Raw genomic sequence first — 16,866 nt, 5'->3', positions numbered from 1 at the left:
GAACAGGGAATAGAAAACTCTTAACAGTCTTTTCTACTTTCTGTTCCCACTCTTAGCCAGGTTTATATTATACGTTGTATAATATAAAACGTCTTTATTTGAGATTTAGCGCAACCTGGTTTTGTTAGTTTTCCCGAACCAATAAAACTGATTTCACAGGTCGCTTAATGGAATTTCCCTCTAAATCAATTTTTCCGTAAAAGGTTTTACCCTTGTAGTAAAGCGAAGACGAACTCCCACCATCTAAATTCATCGCTTTTTCTACACCAAGGGTTTTCATCAAATCTGCCAGCGCTGGTAAGGGAATTCCAGAGTTACCGCCAATTGAGGGGTTTTGAGCCACCATGACTAAAACAATACTGCCATCATGTGTAATTCCTACAGCAGTTCTAGCATTGCGTTGATTGCTACCGAGTGCATCTCGTTTATTAGTATTATCGACAAAACCTTCTTCTGCTAAGGTGAGTTCTGGTAATAGTTGCGGCCCAGCACCCATAGCATCGACCAATTGACAACCTGCTGGTGCTGATTGATTGTGCAAAGTAATATCATATTTAACAGTTTGTCCGCATAGATAGCGACGGAATTCTGTGCGATTCAAAATTTGACCCAAGTAAGATTTTAAGTTGGGATTGTTTACTAAGCGCTCGTTTTGCTTGGGGTCAGCGACTAATTTTCCTTGTATGATGACATAGGATGTAGTTTTTTGGTTGGCTGGGTCAAAAAAGCCTGCATTGAAGATGGCGATCGCTTTATACTTTTGGGCAAATTTTTCTACAGTGTCTACTTTTTGTGATAACGCAGGAGTTACCAAAAATCGGCTATTGGCTGGAATAAATAGAATATTCGCTATGCTTTGGGGCAAGGTGCGCTGTTCATAGCGGATAGGTTTTGCTGGTAAAGTTGCAACGGTTGGTATTGATGTTGGTAAAGAACGCATATTAAACCACAACACCATCGCCAAAGTAACTAATGTCAAACCCAGTAGCCAAATTTTCCTCACTTTTTACTCCCAAACATACCTGGCATATTCTTTATGGATGCTAGCTTATAAACGTGATTAAGTTTCCTCGCTTGAAAAGCAGCTTTTGTGACTTTTAAACCAGCTTTTGCGACTTTTAAACCAGCTTTTGCGACTTCTAAACCAGCTTTTGCAACTTTTAAACCAGCTTTTGCGACTTTTAAACCAGCTTTTGCGACTTCTAAACTAGCTTTTGCGACTTCTAAACTAGCTTTTGCAACTTTTAAACCAGCTTTTCTTAACAAATTTCCGCAAATATACTCGTATCTGTCCGCTTAACCAATCCCATCCAATGCTCTGAAAATTCTGTAACTTTACTGTGGCTGGTACATCTGTTCATTGCGTATTCTAATGATATATAAATAACTCAGTGTTTAGTGCCATCAACGTTATTTATAAATTAATTCAAAAAGGAAAACTAGATGACGCAAAAAAAACGAAATTCCATTGCACTGACTAAAGCTGAACGACGGATTGAAGGAATGCAAACAATTAACTCTGAATTGGATTTTGGTAATGGGTTTTCAATTACTACTTACAACACTAAAGTCATTGAGTTACGAGAGAAGCTAGCCGCTTATAATCAAGCACAAACAATAGTACACAAGACACAGAATGCATTAGTAGAAGCAGAACGTGAGTTGAACACTTATTCTGAGCAGATGCTACTGAATGTCGCATCTCGCTATGGCAAAAATAGTGATGAATATGAGATGGCTGGTGGAACGCGCAGATCGGATCGCAAAAAAGGACGCCCAGCAGTCAACCCAACAGTGAAGGCTGTGGAATAATTGTCTTGACTCGCCGTTTCTGTCTAGGGTGCGTTGTCGCAAAGCGCGATCGCACCATTTATTTTTATTCGGTAGCTGTGCATTAAAATTGAGATAAAACTAATCAAACTCCTTTTTGCAATAAAACCCTAATGGTACAGACCCCATCTAAATCGATAACTTTAGAGGAGTTTCTCAAGCTACCAGAAACAGAACCGGCTAGCGAATATATTGATGGGCAAATTATCCAGAAACCAATGCCACAGGGTAAGCACAGCACAATTCAAACCGAGTTTTGTACTACCGTCAACGTAATTCTTAAACCTCAAAAGATTGCACGAGCATTTTCAGAGTTACGTTGCACATTTGATGGACGCTCAATAGTTCCAGATGTGTCTGTGTTTACTTGGGCAAGAATTCCGCGTGACGAAAAAGGCGAAATTGCTAATACCTTTTTAATAGCTCCTGACTGGACAATTGAGATTCTCTCACCAGACCAAAGTCAAACAAAAGTGACCAAAAATATTTTGCGTTGCCTCAATTTTGGCACTCAAATGGGTTGGTTAATTGACCCAAATGAGCGAACAATATTTGTTTATCTTCCAAAACAGCAACCAGAGGCGTTTGATGAACCAGAACAAACACTTCCAGTTCCATCTTTTGCTAATGAGCTAAATCTGAGCGTGGCATCCGTTTTTGGTTGGTTATTAGAGTAATTTTGTAACTTTTTCGATAAATGATAGACAAACACAATAAATAATTGTCCTGAAGTGGGAACACTAGACTTAGACATTGCTGGAAGTCACCCCACACTATGAGCATGACAATTATTAGTCTTCGAGCAGCCCTACAAAGCCTGCCCGAAAATGCATCAGAACCTGTTGTAGATCATCTTTTCGCCTCTCACTTGCTGAGAGCATTAGGATTTGAATCTGAAGAAATTCATCCTGAATATAATACTGGCGAGGGAGCTGTTGATAAAGCAGCCAGAAAAACCATTGAAGATGATATGTTTTTACATACAAAATCTAATCCATACCTTCTAGTGGAGTTGAAAGGGAGGGATATTAACTTATCTGAAGATGCTGCACAGTATCAAAAAACGGTTAATCAACTGAAGCGTTATCTACTTGCACCTAATTGTCAAACCGTACAGTGGGGAATTATTACTAATTCTTGCCATATTCAACTGTTTTGCAAGCATGGAAAAGTGATTTATCCTGCAACACGGTGTCTTCCACTTGATGCAGATAATATTGATAATATAGTCGCTTCAATTCGGAAAAAAATTGAAAATCCGGCTAAAGCCTTAACCATCGCAGTTTATAACAACAAAGGTGGCGTAGGTAAAACGACAACTACCGTCAATTTGGCAGCTATCTTAACTTTTTTAGGGAAAAAGGTTTTAGCGATCGATTTCGATCCAAACCAACAAGATTTAACGAGTTCTTTAGGTCTTCCACTAAGCAAAGGTAGTGTATTTGAGGCTCTTAGGGAACGGGGTATAGAACTTCAAAGTACTCTACACCCATATAAATTTCCTCTAAAGAAGCTTAATTTAGAACTTAGATTTGATGTTATTCCTGCCGATAGAGAACTAACAGATGCACCTGAAAATCTGTTGCGTAATCACTTAAAATCTCACACTCTTTATCAGAAGCTAGAATTCTCAAGACAAGAATACGACTATATTTTGATAGATGCGCCACCCAACTGGCGGGTGTTTAGCCAGTTAGCTGTATATGCGGCTGATGTCGTTCTCATTCCCACAAAGCATAACAATCTTTTCTCTTTAGAAAATGCAGCAATAGCAATCAAGAAATTTATTCCTCAAGTCCAATCTGAAAAAGCTGATGGTAGCCCAATTCCATTGCCAATTTTTTTCAATGGGGAAAAGATGACACCACCTCAGTTGGCAGTTGCTCAACAAGAAATTAATAATATTCTTAAAACTGCTAAGAAAGAGGGATTTGATTTACTGTCCTACTTCTATCCCAAGTATACCAATGCCAACAGAGACCTTCGTATTCATGAGGTTCCAAGCTACGCTAACATAGCTGGTTCAGCTTTCTCGCGTATTCCTGCGGTTTATCGAGATCGATCTGCTCATGAATATTATAAAAATCTAGCAAAGGAGTATTTTTTACAATGAGTAGCCTCAGCGATATTGGAAATTTAATGCATTTATATTTGGATGAAATTGATCCTGGTGAAGGAACTGATGCACCTGAATTCTTAATTAAAGCTTCAGCTCATTTGCTCAACCAAAAGGGGGGAAGAAATTGGATTCCAGTGATTGTGAAAGAAACTGGCAAAGATAAGTATCAAGTAATTGCTAACTCTTTCATTTATGCAATTGCAGAAGCCGCTCGCTTAGATCGCGTTTGGTGCATTATTACCGATGGTAGTAATGAGACAGTTGAAGTCACAAAAGTACTGGCAGGAGAAGAAATTCCAAAAATCAATCTCTCTAAAGCTACTAGGGATGAAATTAAAGCAGCATTAGAGTACTTAGTCAAGCAACCAGATAGTGTTCTCAAAGCACTTAAACCTGCTATAGCTACAAACCGAATTGATGAAGCTCCTCGTCAATATTGGAAGACATTAGATCCAATTGTTGATCTGAAGTGTGGCATTACCAAAGGTAAAAAACTTGATGCTTTAAATCAAGTTTTTTATCTAACTCCTCAACCAATGCCAGAGACAATTACTGACATTGGTATTCTGCAAACAATGACAACGGCTGATCTAAAAGTCATGGCGAAGAAACAAGGAATTACTGGCATCACTAAAATGAAAAAAGACGATCTTGTTAAAGCATTGAGTAAGCCTTCAAAGTAGCAACAAGACAACACACTAATCAATGATTCCGCGTACGTTGAGCCTTTGCGACATCGCATCTTTCCCTCCTCTGCGAACCTCTGCGCTTTCCTTTGCGCCCCTTTGCGTTAAAAAAACATTACCCCTCTCCGCCACCGGAAAGGGGTTAATCACTGCTGAAACTCAGCACTACTTAATTAATAAGCGTCTTGCAACTCGTAGAAATCAGGCGAGACGTAATCTTTCCGCAAAGGCCAACCTACCCAATCTTCCGGCATCAAAATTCGCTTGAGATTTGGGTGTCCTTCATAGATAATGCCGAGCATATCGTAAGACTCGCGCTCTTGCCAATCAGCGGTCTTCCAAATCCAATACACTGAAGGCACCACGGGATTTTCTCGTGGTAGGAACACCTTTAACCGGACTTCTTCAGGGCGATCGCTATTATCACCCACTTTAATCAAGTGATACACACTCACTAATTCCTGTCCTGGACCAAGGTCAACACCACCTTGAAACTGGAGATAATTAAACCCATAAGCATAGAGGGCTGTAGCGGTGGGGAGCAAGAAATCTGGCTCCACCTTAATTATCTCCACCCCATTTTTGTCTGGTGCCAAAAACTCATGGCCAAAACCATTTTCCGTCAACCACTGGGAAACTTTACCAGCTTCTACCAAAGACTCTTCTTTAGCTGCTGGTACTGGTTTAGATTCTTCTTCAGCCACGGGGTTGTTCCTCCTTTTCTTTCTTCGCTGTCAGCAATGCAGGTGGTACTGGCATACCGATCGCTTCTGCCAATTCTTTCGGTGGTGTAAAGCGAGTTTCTGACTGCATATACTTACCAGTTAAGATTTCTTCCACTGGCTTGAGATTATGAGTCGTGCTGTAATAGCGGTGAGTTTGCTTAATTTTATCCCGCTCTTGCATCGAATCATTAGCGATTTTCTTCCGCAACTTAATAATCGCGTCGATAATTGCTTCCGGACGAGGAGGACAACCAGGCAAATACACATCCACAGGAATCAGTTTATCAACTCCGCGCACTGCTGTTGGAGAATCAACACTGAACATCCCGCCAGTAATCGTGCAAGCACCCATCGCGATTACATACTTCGGCTCAGGCATTTGTTCATAAAGACGCACCAATTGGGGTGCCATCTTCATAGTAATTGTCCCTGCCGTAATGATTAAATCAGCTTGGCGGGGGCTAGAACGAGGAATTAACCCAAAACGGTCAAAATCAAATCGTGACCCAATTAAAGCTGCAAACTCAATAAAGCAGCAAGCAGTACCAAACAACAGCGGCCACAAACTAGAAAGCCGCGCCCAGTTGTAGAGGTCATCAACCGTGGTCAAAATCACGTTTTCTGAAAGGTCTTGAGTGATTGTCGGACGCTCAATCGGGTTGATGATTCGTTCTTTGTCCTGGGTTATTAAGTTAGAATTCAAGACCATTCCAAAGCTCCTTTACGCCATGCGTAAACTAAAGCGACTACAAGAATTGCAATAAAGATTAGCGCTTCAATAAATGCCAATAGCCCCAGACGGTGGAAAGCTACCGCCCAAGGATACAAGAATACAGTCTCCACGTCAAAAACCACGAAGACCAGAGCAAACATGTAGTAGCGGATATTGAACTGAATCCAGGCTCCCCCGATGGGTTCCATGCCAGATTCGTAAGTGGTACGCCGTTCAGGGCTGTAACCGCTGGGTCGTAGGAGCTTGGATGCTGAGAGCGCTAAGGCAGGAACTAGGCTACAGACTATTAAGAAGCCTAGAAGGTACTCGTAACCGCTGAGGACAAACACAATGAGTATCTACCGCTTATGGAGTATTTTAGGTTGGGATTAGGCACTGGGGATTGGGGACTAGGGACACTTAGACAAGCTCAGTGCATCGCTGGGGAGTGGGGAAGCAGGGGAGAAGTTGCAGCAAGTTTTCCCGTCTGCCCCTCTACTCCTCTACCTCTTCCCAATGCCCCATGCCCAGTCCCCAATACCTAATTCCCAGTACCCAATCCCTTGATTTACGTTACTTTCTTTTACATTATATCTGTTTGATTTTTCTGAAATCTACGAAACAAATGCACTTCAGGTATTTGATTCGTTTTTGGTATTGATAGAAAAGTCTAACAGTTATGTCATAATTTTTAACGTATATTTAAGATTTCTCCTCTGCGAGGCCTTAGCCATGAGCGAACCAGCTGTTGAGACTTCAGTGTTAGACCGCTATGAGTGTCGCGCCTGCGGTTATATTTATGAACCTGAGAAGGGAGACGACAAACATGATATTCCATTAGGAATACCCTTTGCAGAACTGCCCATAAATTGGCGTTGTCCAGTTTGTACTGCAAAGAAAACTGCTTTTGCTAACATCGGTCCTGCGGGTACTGCATCGGGCTTCAAAGCAAATCTCGGTTACGGTTTTGGTGTTAACCAACTGACGCCAGGCCAAAAGAATATCCTAATTTTTGGCGCTCTGGCTCTTGCTTTTTTATTTTTTGTCAGTCTCTACGGCTTACAATAAGACCCGCTTGAGAGTGCTGAGAGACACGATTAATCGCGTCTGTACACGAGTGCTGAGTATTAACTAAAGCTTTCATTCTGTTTTACCGAGTCTGTAGAGCGACTATAGCCCTTAAGGTAAACCTTTTAGAAAACCCCTACACAAATTTAGAACCAATCTAAGAGATACTGATGCATTCAATTTTGAAAAGTTGGCAACGAATATTTGCCTTATTACTCGTAGTCCTGATGTGTATAGGTTGTAGCAAAATTCCCTCTGTTAGCTACAACCCTTGGAAAATCATTTCTGTGCCAACAGATGCGAAGTTGCTGGATATTGCTTTTACTAATAATCCTCAGCACGGCTACTTAGTAGGTAGCAGTGCGACTCTGTTGGAAACTAATGACGGAGGTGATAGTTGGAAACCAATATCACTACAATTAGATGAACAAAAGTATCGCTTTAACTCAGTAAGTTTTCTGGGTAAAGAAGGTTGGATTGCCGGAGAACCTGGATTTTTAATTCATACCACTGATGAAGGTGCTTCTTGGTCGCGGATTTCTCTGAGCGAAAAGCTACCGGGTAACCCGATCGCAGTTAAAGCACTAGCAGATAACACAGCCGAGTTGGCTACTGATGTGGGAGCCATCTATCAGACCACAGACGGCGGCAAAAACTGGAAAGCCCAAGTGGAATCAGCAGTTGGTGTAGTGCGTAACTTAGAACGTTCTGCCGATGGCAAATATGTTGCCGTTTCCGCAAAAGGTAATTTCTACTCAACTTGGGAACCAGGGCAAAATGCTTGGGTTCCCCACAACCGCAATAGTTCTCGCCGGGTAGAAAATATGGGTTTTGCTGACAGTGGTCAGTTGTGGATGCTAGCCAGAGGAGGTCAAATCCAGTTTAGCGAACCAACTAAACCTGAGGAGTGGCAAAAAGCAGAATTTCCAGAGTTATCGACTAGTTGGGGTTTACTGGATTTGGCATACCGCACACCCGATGAAATTTGGATAGGTGGCGGTAGCGGTAACTTACTACAAAGTACCGACGGCGGCAAAACCTGGCAAAAAGACCGTGAGGTAGAAGAAGTAGCTGCTAATTTGTATAAAATTGTTTTCTTCCAACCAGAACAGGGATTTGTTATTGGCGATCGCGGCGTCTTGCTCAAATACCTACCAAACCCTGAAACAACTTCCGCAGAAGCAGCTTAATGGGGGCTGGGGACTGGGGAAGAGTTTTCATAACACCCAATACCCAGTCCCCAATATCTATTTCTGAGAAGAACGTTGCAACTTGTAACTCTTTCTAAACTTTGTAGGATAATAAACTCAATACATTCTTTATGAAGGTAGGGATCTAAATGTCAGGTACCACTGGAGAACGTCCGTTTTCGGACATCATTACCAGCGTTCGTTACTGGGTAATTCATAGCATCACCATTCCCGCATTGTTTATTGCTGGTTGGTTATTTGTCAGCACCGGACTGGCTTATGATGCTTTTGGTACACCCCGCCCCAATGAATATTTCACACCAGTGCGGCAGGAAGTACCAATTGTGAAGAACCGTTTTGAAGCGAAAAAACAAGTTGAACAATTTATTGGAAAGTAGTTTGAGATCATGACTAGCGGCAATAACATCAATCAACCAGTTACCTATCCAATTTTTACCGTTAGATGGCTGGCAGTTCACACCTTAGGTGTGCCAACTGTATTCTTTTTGGGCGCGATCGCCGCAATGCAATTTATTCAACGCTAGGAGCAAGTTATGGAAAGATCGCCCAATCCGAATAACCAACCGGTTGAATTAAACCGGACTTCGCTATACCTGGGACTACTACTAATTTTTGTTCTGGGAATTCTGTTTTCTAGTTACTTCTTTAACTAACTAGAACAACTCTTGTTAATCTTTGTTTATTGAACGTGTGTTGATTTGTTGTTAAGGGAGGAGAGAAGCTGTGTCTGGAAGTGGGAGAATTCCCCTGTGGGTCGTCGCTACGGTCGCAGGATTAGGTGTAATTACAGTCTTAGGCATTTTCTTTTATGGTGCCTACGCTGGACTAGGTTCTTCAATCTAAAACTAGTTTGAAGCCAATACTATAAAGTCTGAATTTTCTAGCATTTGTTGAGAAATCAGCATAAAAAAGCCGCCTGTCTCTTTGAGATAGGCGGTATTGTTACAGCAGATTTCAACGAAGGTCAATCAATCAATTTTGGATTTTAGACTTTCCTGCGGAACGCTACGCGTAGCTTGCTTCTCCGTAGGAGTACGGCTACGCTCAGTCGAACGATTTTAGATTGACCCCATACCTGAATGTTTTACTTCTGTTAGCGTAGCGGGGCGTAGCCCATTCTGAATTCTGAGTTTTGAATTCTGCTGTAATAATTTAGGTAATTGGTAAAAAGGGAAGTAATCTATTACCAATTACCAATTAGTCATAAACTAATTAAGCAATATCTTCGCTTTCTATGTATAAAAATAGAAATGCGAATACCACACCTGGTAAAACCCAACCAATGATCGGAACGAAGATAGCAGGCAAGTAGGAAGTACTAGCCAAAATCGTAGGCAAAAATTCAAATGCCATAGTAAAAGTTCCTGTTAAATCACACTACAATTCAAGATGAGCTTACTGCAAAGTGCGCCAGATTTTTTAAATTCTAAAGATTTTTAACACAGCAGATATTGTGAGATGTCGAGACAAGGGGACGCGGGGACACAGAGACACGGGGACGCGCAGAGGGGATTTGAGAATTTATCCGCATCTCCTCCTCGTGTCACCGCGTCCTCTTGGTGGCGCTCATCCCTAAGTTAAATACCCAGTAGTTCATCTAGTTCTAAATTGGGCAAGTCTGGAGGGATGACAGTTCGCACTATTGTGACTTTGTGACTCTCTTGTTGAGTTGTCCGATCGAGAGCGATCGCTTCTAAGCGAATTTCCAAGCATCCAAAGGGAATATTTAATTGCGTCATCACTTCTAAGCCTCCCGAGGTGTTAGGTATTAAATTTGTCAGTAAATGGGGCCCGTCTAATAACCAACGAGTCTGACAATCTTCAACCCATAACTTGATAGCAACTTGTCGAGGTACTTCAGGCATCACTACGCGTACTATCACAGACTTGCCAGCTATGAGTTCGCCCTCTGGTACATGCAGTTGTGGAATTGGCAAAGGCTCAATATCTACCGTAGTTATAGGTAGGAGACGAGATAAATTTGATGCTGCTTGTTCCTCTTCTTCCAAGGCATAAATCTCGGTTGCATGGGCTTCTAATTCACTATATGTATCATCTACAACAATTTCTTGCGCCAACCAAGCTGACGCTGTATTTCTGTTGATTGGGGGAGGAGGAGGCGGTATTTGTGACAACAAAGGTGGTGAAAATGTCGGCTCTTCTAATATTTTTTCTACTACCGTATTTTCCTGTATAACTAGGTCTGCTTTTTCTACTGTGTCTGTGTCTTCCAGTATTTCTGTGTTCGCATCTAGGCTCAACAGCAAGTTGGCATCAACCAAATCAATATCGTCATTGGGAGTTTCTGCACTAAAAGAAAGCGGCGTCTGCTGGGCTGGAAGATAATTATCGTAGCCTTGGGACGGCAGCTCATTTATGGATTCTGGCAAAGAGTATCCTTGGCTCTGCATCCACTTCCTGAGCAAGGGAGATGAGTAAAGTTTTGCTTTAATGAATTCTGAATTTGGCTGAGCTAGTACTTGAGCAACAGATTCTTCTTGAAATTCTAAATTTGGCTGAGCTAGTACTTGAGCAACAGATTCTTCTTGGAATTCTAAATTTGGCTGAGCTAGTACTTGAGCAACAGATTCTTCTTGGAATTCTGAATTTGGCTGAGCTAGTACTTGAGCAACAGATTCTTCTTGGAATTCTAAATTTGGCTGAGCTAGTACTTGAGTAACAGATTCTTCTTGGACTTCTAAATTTGGTTGAGCTAGTACTTTAGTTGTGTTTTGATCTTCAGTGATAATTGTGTCCAACTGCGGTATGCCCTCAGCCGCTTGAATTTCCGATATATCTAGGGCATTATCTTTTACTTCTTCTGTAGCACTTGACACAGTTTGTAGCCGTTTCAAGTATGGAAGAGTCGTGTCGAGTATTGGTATTCGACGTTGCCGGATCACTAACTGCTCCAAGTTGATGGCAGCTATGGTAGCATCCTTTTCTAAAAGCTCGTTCTGTGTGGGAGATTCGGCGACAACATCTGCGGGGGTATTGGCATCACTTTGAATGGGGGGCAGTTTTGGTAATTGAGGCGAATTAGCTGAATTTTTCAGCTGAGATGTCCGCAGGGTGGCCTCTCGCAGATCTTGTAGGTTAATTTGCGGTGGTAGCGGTGTGTTTGGGGATGGGTTGACTACTGAAGGCTGGTCTGTTGTTCGGAGTTTGACCAGATTCAATAGTTTTAAATCGAGCTTAATAGTTGCCTGTGGCTCTGGCAAACTGGCAGAGGAGGCCGATAGTGCTATCACCTCATTTGAGGATGTACTAGATTTTGCTGCGGCTGTGATTGTGAGTAATTCTGTTACATCTGCTGTAATCGTGAAGGACTGGGCGGCTAACAGTGTAACTTCACTAATTTCAGTAAATCTACCATACAAACTGATATCTGCCAAAATTAGCTTGGATTCACAGTCAGCAGGAATATCAATTGAGGTATTAATAGTGAAAGGCAGATCTTGATCTGGTAAAGGTCGCCGTACCTGGGTCAGGATTTGCGATTCTAAGGGCGATCGCAGTTCAATTTTTAGTTCTAGACCACGAATGCTTTTTGGCGATAATCTTTCAGCCAGTTCTAGATTCGTCTTTTCCTTAAGTTCTACGTGCCCATTAATTGTTAGAGCTTGTCCCCAACAAGCAATGTAAGTATCCCGATTTAAAGTCAGCAATAATGGCGATAGCTGTTGTGTTTTTGAAGAATCTATATCCTTTTCATCTTCAGATAGCGGTTCAGCAGTTGGTAAAGCTAATTCTATTAAATTTTGTAAAATCTGTTCTACCGTCTCACCTTTGAGCCATACAGGACTGATCGGCTGATCGATCGCTGTATCCTCTTTTTTGCTTGTATCTGAGACAACAGCGCTATCAGCACTGCTAGCTATATCTTCTTCGGTTACATCTGGCACACCAGTCGTGTCAATACTGCTAGCTATATCTTCTTCGGTTACATCTGGCACACCAGTCGTGTCAATACTACTAGCTGTATCTTCTTTGGTTACATCTGGCACACTAGTCGTGTCAATACTGCTAGCTGTATCTTCTTCTTTGATTGCATATGAGACAACAGCAGTGTCAATACTGCTAGCTATATCTTCTTCTTTAGTTGCATCTGGCACAACAATCTTGTCAGCGCTGCTATCTGTAGGAATTCGCAGTTCTGTGGAGATGGCGATCGCCCGATCTAGTTTTTCCACAACGTATGAGGCATCCGGAAGAGGATGGGGACTAGAGGGGATGAAGGACAGAGGAAAAAGACTTACTGCAATTTCCCCTTTGCCTCCCTCATCTCCCTCGGCCCTCTGTTCCCCTGGCTGGGACAGGATTTGCAGTTGGACGCTGTATTGCCAAGATTTACCGAGCATATCCGACATCAAATCGCCCGAACAGCGCAGTTCCCAAACTCCAGGCTCAAAGTAAGTAAAAGGAATTACCGCCATTAAGCCTTCTGGATTAGTGCGACGCGAACGCTTGAAAATTCGGCGTTTTGGTGTAGCTTCCTGTATTGAAAAGTGAGTTACGCGCACTTCCACATCTATATTCCGCAGGCTAGAACGAGCCAGAACTCTATACTGCCCTTCCAAAATTTGTAAATTTGGCGATTCCAGGATATGCCACGAGCGATCGCCTTGCTTCTGTATCAGAAATTGCCAGTGTTCCATTGTGAGTGATGCCCAGACCGACAAGCCGCCCAGTATATTGTGTATTAGCTTGCTTGCAAGTTTACCTCAGTAATTTGTAATTGCATCCTTAAAAAGGCTATTAAGTTAACTTAGTTTCATATACTTAAACTTTCGCAAAGTCAATACCTCGGTATCGGGCTTTTTTTAGTCAATCACCCAATCTCCAGCAGAACAGAACATACAATAAATTAAGATTCACTAATTGTGACACGCACGTTTTTACTAACAAACAGGTAGGATGTGGCTCGTAACTATGCTCTTCGATCGCCAATCATCATAGCTGACAACACGCTGTCCTTTTAGACCGCTACAACCAGTGTCCTCCCTGGAGTGAAATGTAGGTGACAATGAAAATTTACAGGAGGGATTAGATGCTAGTCATTTTAATGGACGAGCAAATCCTTGCCCCTGAGCAAGTTTGCCAGTCTTGTTTACTCGCTGATGGGAGCGGCCAACCCCGTTGGCGTGCGGGTCAACTGCGTTGTGGTCAAGCCATTCGCAAACTTACTCAACAGCAGCCAGACCAATATGAATGTTTAATGGGCTTTCGCATCGCCCATATAGAATAACTGAATTTACCAGCAAGACCAAGTAACTGCGTTATCCTAAGGTCAAGTAACTGTTGAAATATAACCATAGGAGAATGCATAATGACTTGGCGCGGGTCTACAACGGTTCCAGATCGGATTTTTGCTTGCTTGCCTTACTTACTGCCCCTAATTGATGGTTTAGTCTTTGGCAGGTTTTTGTTCACTCAGTTTCCAGTACTACAAGTCCTGCTTTTACCGCTCCAACCAGTGCTAATAATTTACGGTAGTTTAGGACAACTTGGACAACTAATCGTGTTCTTTGCCTTGTTCCTACTTGTGGTAAGAAACGAAAAAATCAGTCACTTCATTCGTTTCAACACAATGCAGGCAATTCTTCTGGATATAGTTATATTTTTGTGTTCCATACTGGTGCGAATTTTAGGCCAGGTTCCTGGTACTAGCTTTGCAATAGAAACAGTAGCTAACACTATCTTTTTAGGTGTAGTGGTAGCAGTTGGATATTCAACCATCCAGTCTTTAATTGGGCGTTATGCAGAAATTCCAGCGATTTCTGATGCGGTGTACATGCAAGTCCGCTAGTTGTTAACGGGTCGCTACGGTGTTTTCCAGGCGGCCAATACCTTCAATTTCTACACGGACGCGATCGCCCAGTTGTAATTGACTAACACCCTCTGGTGTTCCTGTAAGCACGACATCCCCCGGTAGTAGCGTCATCACCTGACTGATATAAGAAACTAAAACATCCGGCGGAAATACCATCTGATCGATACAGGCAGATTGGACTGGGTTGGCGTCATCATTCAGAAAAGTCTGCAATCTCGCTCCTGGATTTAATTCCCGCACAATCCAAGGCCCCAAAGGACAGAAAGTATCAAAACCTTTGGCTCGCGTCCATTGACCATCTTGTTTTTGTAAATCCCGTGCTGTCACATCATTAGCGATGGTGTAGCCCCAAATTTTAGTTTGGGCTATTTCTGGTGTACAGTCAGAAACGCGATCGCCAATCACTAATGCTAACTCTCCTTCGTAATCTACTCGTTGCGACTGGGAAGGATATTTAATTTCGGTCTCAGACGGAATAATCGACGTGGGTGGCTTGAGAAAAATTAGTGGCTCAGAAGGCACTGGAGTTCCCATTTCCGCAGCATGATCGGCGTAATTCTTCCCTACCGCCACAATTTTCGATGGAGCGCAGGGAGCCAAAATTTGGTAATTTTCTGGCGTCAAAGTCAAATCAGTGGGTTGCCCTTGTAACCAGGGCGGAGCATCTAGCACCTGGACGTTGAAGGATGGTTGTAGTAACCCATAGTAAATCTGTCCTTCTTGATTTTGAATTCGTACATAGCGCTGCGCCATAACCTTGATCGATATCCTTTTGTCTTGTATTAAAACCTGTAAGCGGGTAGTAGCAATCCTCAGTTAGCTTTTTGGCGAACCGATTGAGCCTTGAGCAAACAAGCGATCGCTATAGATGCCCTTTGAAAAAGGCTAAGCTGATAGCTGAATCAATTTGCTGGCGAACACCAAAAGCTGGATTCTTACTTGCTAAAGAAATCTGGGGTCGCCTCCTGACCTAGTATTTCAATAGGGACATCCAAGAAATGAAATCCAAAGTTCGGCGGATTGGCTAATGATTCAAATTGAAAACTGGTAAGATTATAGTTCCTTGTTGCTTCAGATGTTGATGAATACTAGTATTTGAATAAAATTAAGTATAAATCGGCACTAGCAGCCATTTTTTGTCCATAAGGAGACTAAAAAATATGACTACAAGTTACGAAACAATGTACATCCTGCGTCCTGACTTGGGAGACGAACAAGTAGAGCAAGCAATTACTAAATATCAGAATTTGCTTCGCGACCAAGGCGCTGAGGATATCCAAATTCAAAATCGTGGTAAGCGTCGTCTGGCTTATGAAATCAAAAGACACCGTGATGGTATCTACATCCAATTAAACTACACTGCACCTGCAACTGCGATCGCTCCCGTTGAACGCGCCATGCGCTTGAGTGAAGAAGTGATTCGCTATCTCACAATTAAGCAGGAACTCGAAGAGGCTAAAACTGCGAAAGTGGCTGCAACTGCAACTGCAACTGCGACTGCGTAGGGAATAAGGATGGGGAACTGAACTGATGAGGGCAGAGGGGAAAGATTTACAGTACTTCTCCTTTGCCCCTTATTTTTGCCAATGCCCTTAAATAAAATTTTGTTTTTTTATTTACCAGTAACTTGGTTAGTAATGTTAAATTAACAAATACTTGCCAAAGGTAGTACTCCCGCAGTTATACCTAAGAGTGGACAAGATTCTGAATGGGAGCGGTAAGCTACTGTGAGTCAATCTAATACATCAAACATTCAAGTTCTCTCTACGGAAGTATCGCAACTACGCCAAGAGTTGCAACTCCGCGATCAATTAGTGCAACAGCTATCTCAAGAACTTTTCCGACTAGTAAAGGGTAATACTAATTTTATGCCCCAGCAGCCGGAGCTTGAGCGCGATACCACGCAGTTTCAAGCTTTGCAAGAACAACTCCAAGCTGTTGAGCAGCAGGTAGCATTCTACCAGGAGCAAATTACAACTCGTGACTCCGAAATTTACCAATTGCGACAGTCAGTCCAAGAATTGACCGATCGCACTCGGATGCTGGAGCAAGTAGTACAAGAGTTGCCTCAAATTTACCGTCGTAAGTTTGAGCAGCGCATGACGCCAGTCAGAGAAAAAGTCGCAATGCTACAACGAGAAAACCGCCAACTACAGGCGGAACTACAAAGTGTAAGTTACCGTTTAGCAATCAAAACGCGCAGTGCCAGTCACAGCGGCATTGATTTGCCAAATTTTCCTCGTCCTGCATCCGAACAACCTCAAATTTCAACTCCCCAAAATGCTTAAAAGAGGATGTTTGAAAAGTAGTAGCTGATGTATCAAAAACTTTACTTTAGATTTACCCTATCCTCCTCCTTCAAAAGGAGGACTAGGAGGATTTTAGATTAGCTTATTTCCCCTTTTTTATGCTCCTTCGTGAGGAATCTCGATATGAGGGTATACTTTTCAAACATCGTCTGAAAGTAGTTTGAAAAGCCTTGTTTTCAAGAGGCTGGGGAGTCTGAGAAACAATTGCATCTGTTTTGACCGATTTTGGTCATTTCCCGTACTAGATTGATAGCTGGGAAGCTATGAATTTTCCTCAACATTGTTCTGTAGGTAAAGTAGGAAATCAGCCTGCTAGCACCAGACTTTTATCTTTGACGATGTGAGGGTACACAAAAAGTTTAAATAAATGCAA

22 protein-coding genes are annotated in these 16,866 nt (G+C 42.3%); 14 read left to right on the top strand and 8 right to left on the bottom strand.

Annotation, left to right across the window (positions count from 1 at the left end; translation table 11 throughout):
- Positions 1–124 precede the first annotated feature (124 nt).
- The gene (locus tag ACM0OY_RS24365; RefSeq protein ID WP_414571405.1) at positions 125–1,003 is read right to left on the bottom strand and encodes a phosphodiester glycosidase family protein; all 879 of its coding nucleotides are present in this window, start codon (positions 1,001–1,003) and stop codon (positions 125–127) included.
- Positions 1,000–1,266 (bottom strand): hypothetical protein, encoded by a 267-nt coding sequence (locus ACM0OY_RS24360; protein ID WP_414571404.1) that lies wholly within the window; start codon positions 1,264–1,266, stop codon positions 1,000–1,002. The genes ACM0OY_RS24365 and ACM0OY_RS24360 overlap by 4 nt, the downstream gene beginning before the upstream one ends.
- Before the next feature lie 177 nt (positions 1,267–1,443).
- On the opposite strand from ACM0OY_RS24360, the gene ACM0OY_RS24355 reads away from it, so the two are divergent.
- The 4 genes from ACM0OY_RS24355 (at position 1,444) to ACM0OY_RS24340 (ending at position 4,632) form a co-directional block, all read left to right on the top strand.
- Complete coding sequence (locus tag ACM0OY_RS24355; RefSeq protein WP_414571403.1) at positions 1,444–1,812, top strand: hypothetical protein; 369 nt, start codon at positions 1,444–1,446, stop codon at positions 1,810–1,812.
- Positions 1,813–1,943: 131 nt separating this feature from the next.
- Positions 1,944–2,507 carry a Uma2 family endonuclease gene (locus tag ACM0OY_RS24350; protein WP_414571402.1) on the top strand — a complete coding sequence of 188 codons (564 nt, stop codon included), beginning with the start codon at positions 1,944–1,946 and terminating at the stop codon, positions 2,505–2,507.
- 104 nt (positions 2,508–2,611) lie between these two features.
- Positions 2,612–3,943: an AAA family ATPase gene (locus tag ACM0OY_RS24345; RefSeq protein ID WP_414571401.1), complete on the top strand. Its 1,332-nt coding sequence runs from the start codon at positions 2,612–2,614 to the stop codon at positions 3,941–3,943.
- Entirely contained in the window at positions 3,940–4,632 is a 693-nt protein-coding gene (locus ACM0OY_RS24340) for a Rho termination factor N-terminal domain-containing protein (protein ID WP_414571400.1), read from the top strand. The genes ACM0OY_RS24345 and ACM0OY_RS24340 overlap by 4 nt, the downstream gene beginning before the upstream one ends.
- 176 nt (positions 4,633–4,808) lie before the next feature.
- Here ACM0OY_RS24340 and ACM0OY_RS24335 read toward each other — a convergent pair whose 3' ends face one another.
- The 3 genes from ACM0OY_RS24335 to ndhC are packed head-to-tail and all read right to left on the bottom strand — an operon-like array spanning position 4,809 to position 6,422.
- Positions 4,809–5,339 (bottom strand): NAD(P)H-quinone oxidoreductase subunit J, encoded by a 531-nt coding sequence (locus ACM0OY_RS24335; RefSeq protein ID WP_414571399.1) that lies wholly within the window; start codon positions 5,337–5,339, stop codon positions 4,809–4,811.
- On the bottom strand, positions 5,332–6,069 hold the full coding sequence (ndhK, locus tag ACM0OY_RS24330) for a photosynthetic/respiratory NAD(P)H-quinone oxidoreductase subunit K (RefSeq protein WP_414571398.1): 738 nt from the start codon (positions 6,067–6,069) through the stop codon (positions 5,332–5,334). The genes ACM0OY_RS24335 and ndhK overlap by 8 nt, the downstream gene beginning before the upstream one ends.
- The gene (gene ndhC / locus ACM0OY_RS24325; RefSeq protein WP_414571397.1) at positions 6,060–6,422 is read right to left on the bottom strand and encodes a photosynthetic/respiratory NAD(P)H-quinone oxidoreductase subunit C; all 363 of its coding nucleotides are present in this window, start codon (positions 6,420–6,422) and stop codon (positions 6,060–6,062) included. The genes ndhK and ndhC overlap by 10 nt, the downstream gene beginning before the upstream one ends.
- 382 nt (positions 6,423–6,804) lie before the next feature.
- On the opposite strand from ndhC, the gene ACM0OY_RS24320 reads away from it, so the two are divergent.
- The 6 genes from ACM0OY_RS24320 to ACM0OY_RS24295 all read left to right on the top strand — a co-directional run bounded on the left by ACM0OY_RS24320 (position 6,805) and on the right by ACM0OY_RS24295 (position 9,194).
- Entirely contained in the window at positions 6,805–7,140 is a 336-nt protein-coding gene (locus ACM0OY_RS24320) for a rubredoxin (protein WP_414571396.1), read from the top strand.
- A gap of 170 nt (positions 7,141–7,310) precedes the next feature.
- The gene (locus ACM0OY_RS24315; RefSeq protein ID WP_414571395.1) at positions 7,311–8,330 is read left to right on the top strand and encodes a photosynthesis system II assembly factor Ycf48; all 1,020 of its coding nucleotides are present in this window, start codon (positions 7,311–7,313) and stop codon (positions 8,328–8,330) included.
- Positions 8,331–8,479: 149 nt separating this feature from the next.
- On the top strand, positions 8,480–8,728 hold the full coding sequence (gene psbE / locus ACM0OY_RS24310; protein ID WP_322730890.1) for a cytochrome b559 subunit alpha: 249 nt from the start codon (positions 8,480–8,482) through the stop codon (positions 8,726–8,728).
- A 9-nt stretch (positions 8,729–8,737) separates the two neighbouring features.
- Positions 8,738–8,875: a cytochrome b559 subunit beta gene (gene psbF / locus ACM0OY_RS24305; RefSeq protein WP_015115279.1), complete on the top strand. Its 138-nt coding sequence runs from the start codon at positions 8,738–8,740 to the stop codon at positions 8,873–8,875.
- Positions 8,876–8,884: 9 nt separating this feature from the next.
- Positions 8,885–9,004: a photosystem II reaction center protein L gene (locus tag ACM0OY_RS24300; protein ID WP_096533973.1), complete on the top strand. Its 120-nt coding sequence runs from the start codon at positions 8,885–8,887 to the stop codon at positions 9,002–9,004.
- A 70-nt stretch (positions 9,005–9,074) separates the two neighbouring features.
- The gene (locus ACM0OY_RS24295; protein WP_073644363.1) at positions 9,075–9,194 is read left to right on the top strand and encodes a photosystem II reaction center protein J; all 120 of its coding nucleotides are present in this window, start codon (positions 9,075–9,077) and stop codon (positions 9,192–9,194) included.
- Positions 9,195–9,563: 369 nt separating this feature from the next.
- Here the strand turns inward: ACM0OY_RS24295 and psaI are convergent, their stop codons facing one another.
- Positions 9,564–9,704: a photosystem I reaction center subunit VIII gene (gene psaI, locus ACM0OY_RS24290; protein WP_073644362.1), complete on the bottom strand. Its 141-nt coding sequence runs from the start codon at positions 9,702–9,704 to the stop codon at positions 9,564–9,566.
- A 224-nt stretch (positions 9,705–9,928) separates the two neighbouring features.
- Complete coding sequence (locus ACM0OY_RS24285; protein WP_414571394.1) at positions 9,929–13,009, bottom strand: hypothetical protein; 3,081 nt, start codon at positions 13,007–13,009, stop codon at positions 9,929–9,931.
- Between the two features lie 392 nt (positions 13,010–13,401).
- Here ACM0OY_RS24285 and ACM0OY_RS24280 point away from each other — a divergent pair, with 392 nt between their 5' ends.
- A complete protein-coding gene (locus ACM0OY_RS24280; RefSeq protein ID WP_414571393.1) occupies positions 13,402–13,599 on the top strand; it encodes a hypothetical protein in 198 nt (65 codons plus the stop codon).
- An 81-nt stretch (positions 13,600–13,680) separates the two neighbouring features.
- Positions 13,681–14,160 carry a Tic20 family protein gene (locus ACM0OY_RS24275; protein ID WP_414571392.1) on the top strand — a complete coding sequence of 160 codons (480 nt, stop codon included), beginning with the start codon at positions 13,681–13,683 and terminating at the stop codon, positions 14,158–14,160.
- A gap of 3 nt (positions 14,161–14,163) precedes the next feature.
- Here ACM0OY_RS24275 and ACM0OY_RS24270 read toward each other — a convergent pair whose 3' ends face one another.
- Positions 14,164–14,937 (bottom strand): fumarylacetoacetate hydrolase family protein, encoded by a 774-nt coding sequence (locus tag ACM0OY_RS24270; RefSeq protein WP_414571391.1) that lies wholly within the window; start codon positions 14,935–14,937, stop codon positions 14,164–14,166.
- A gap of 407 nt (positions 14,938–15,344) precedes the next feature.
- On the opposite strand from ACM0OY_RS24270, the gene rpsF reads away from it, so the two are divergent.
- Together rpsF and ACM0OY_RS24260 are read left to right on the top strand one after the other, a co-directional pair.
- The gene (gene rpsF, locus ACM0OY_RS24265; protein WP_414571390.1) at positions 15,345–15,689 is read left to right on the top strand and encodes a 30S ribosomal protein S6; all 345 of its coding nucleotides are present in this window, start codon (positions 15,345–15,347) and stop codon (positions 15,687–15,689) included.
- A gap of 222 nt (positions 15,690–15,911) precedes the next feature.
- Positions 15,912–16,472 (top strand): Npun_F5560 family protein, encoded by a 561-nt coding sequence (locus tag ACM0OY_RS24260; protein WP_414571389.1) that lies wholly within the window; start codon positions 15,912–15,914, stop codon positions 16,470–16,472.
- Positions 16,473–16,866: the final 394 nt, after the last annotated feature.

Origin of the sequence: Nostoc sp. CCY 9925 (assembly GCF_963920935.1) — a bacterium.
Lineage (GTDB): Bacteria > Cyanobacteriota > Cyanobacteriia > Cyanobacteriales > Nostocaceae > Nostoc.
The sequence above is the reverse complement of the archived record's forward strand: the minus strand, read 5'-3'. Positions and strand labels throughout refer to the sequence as shown.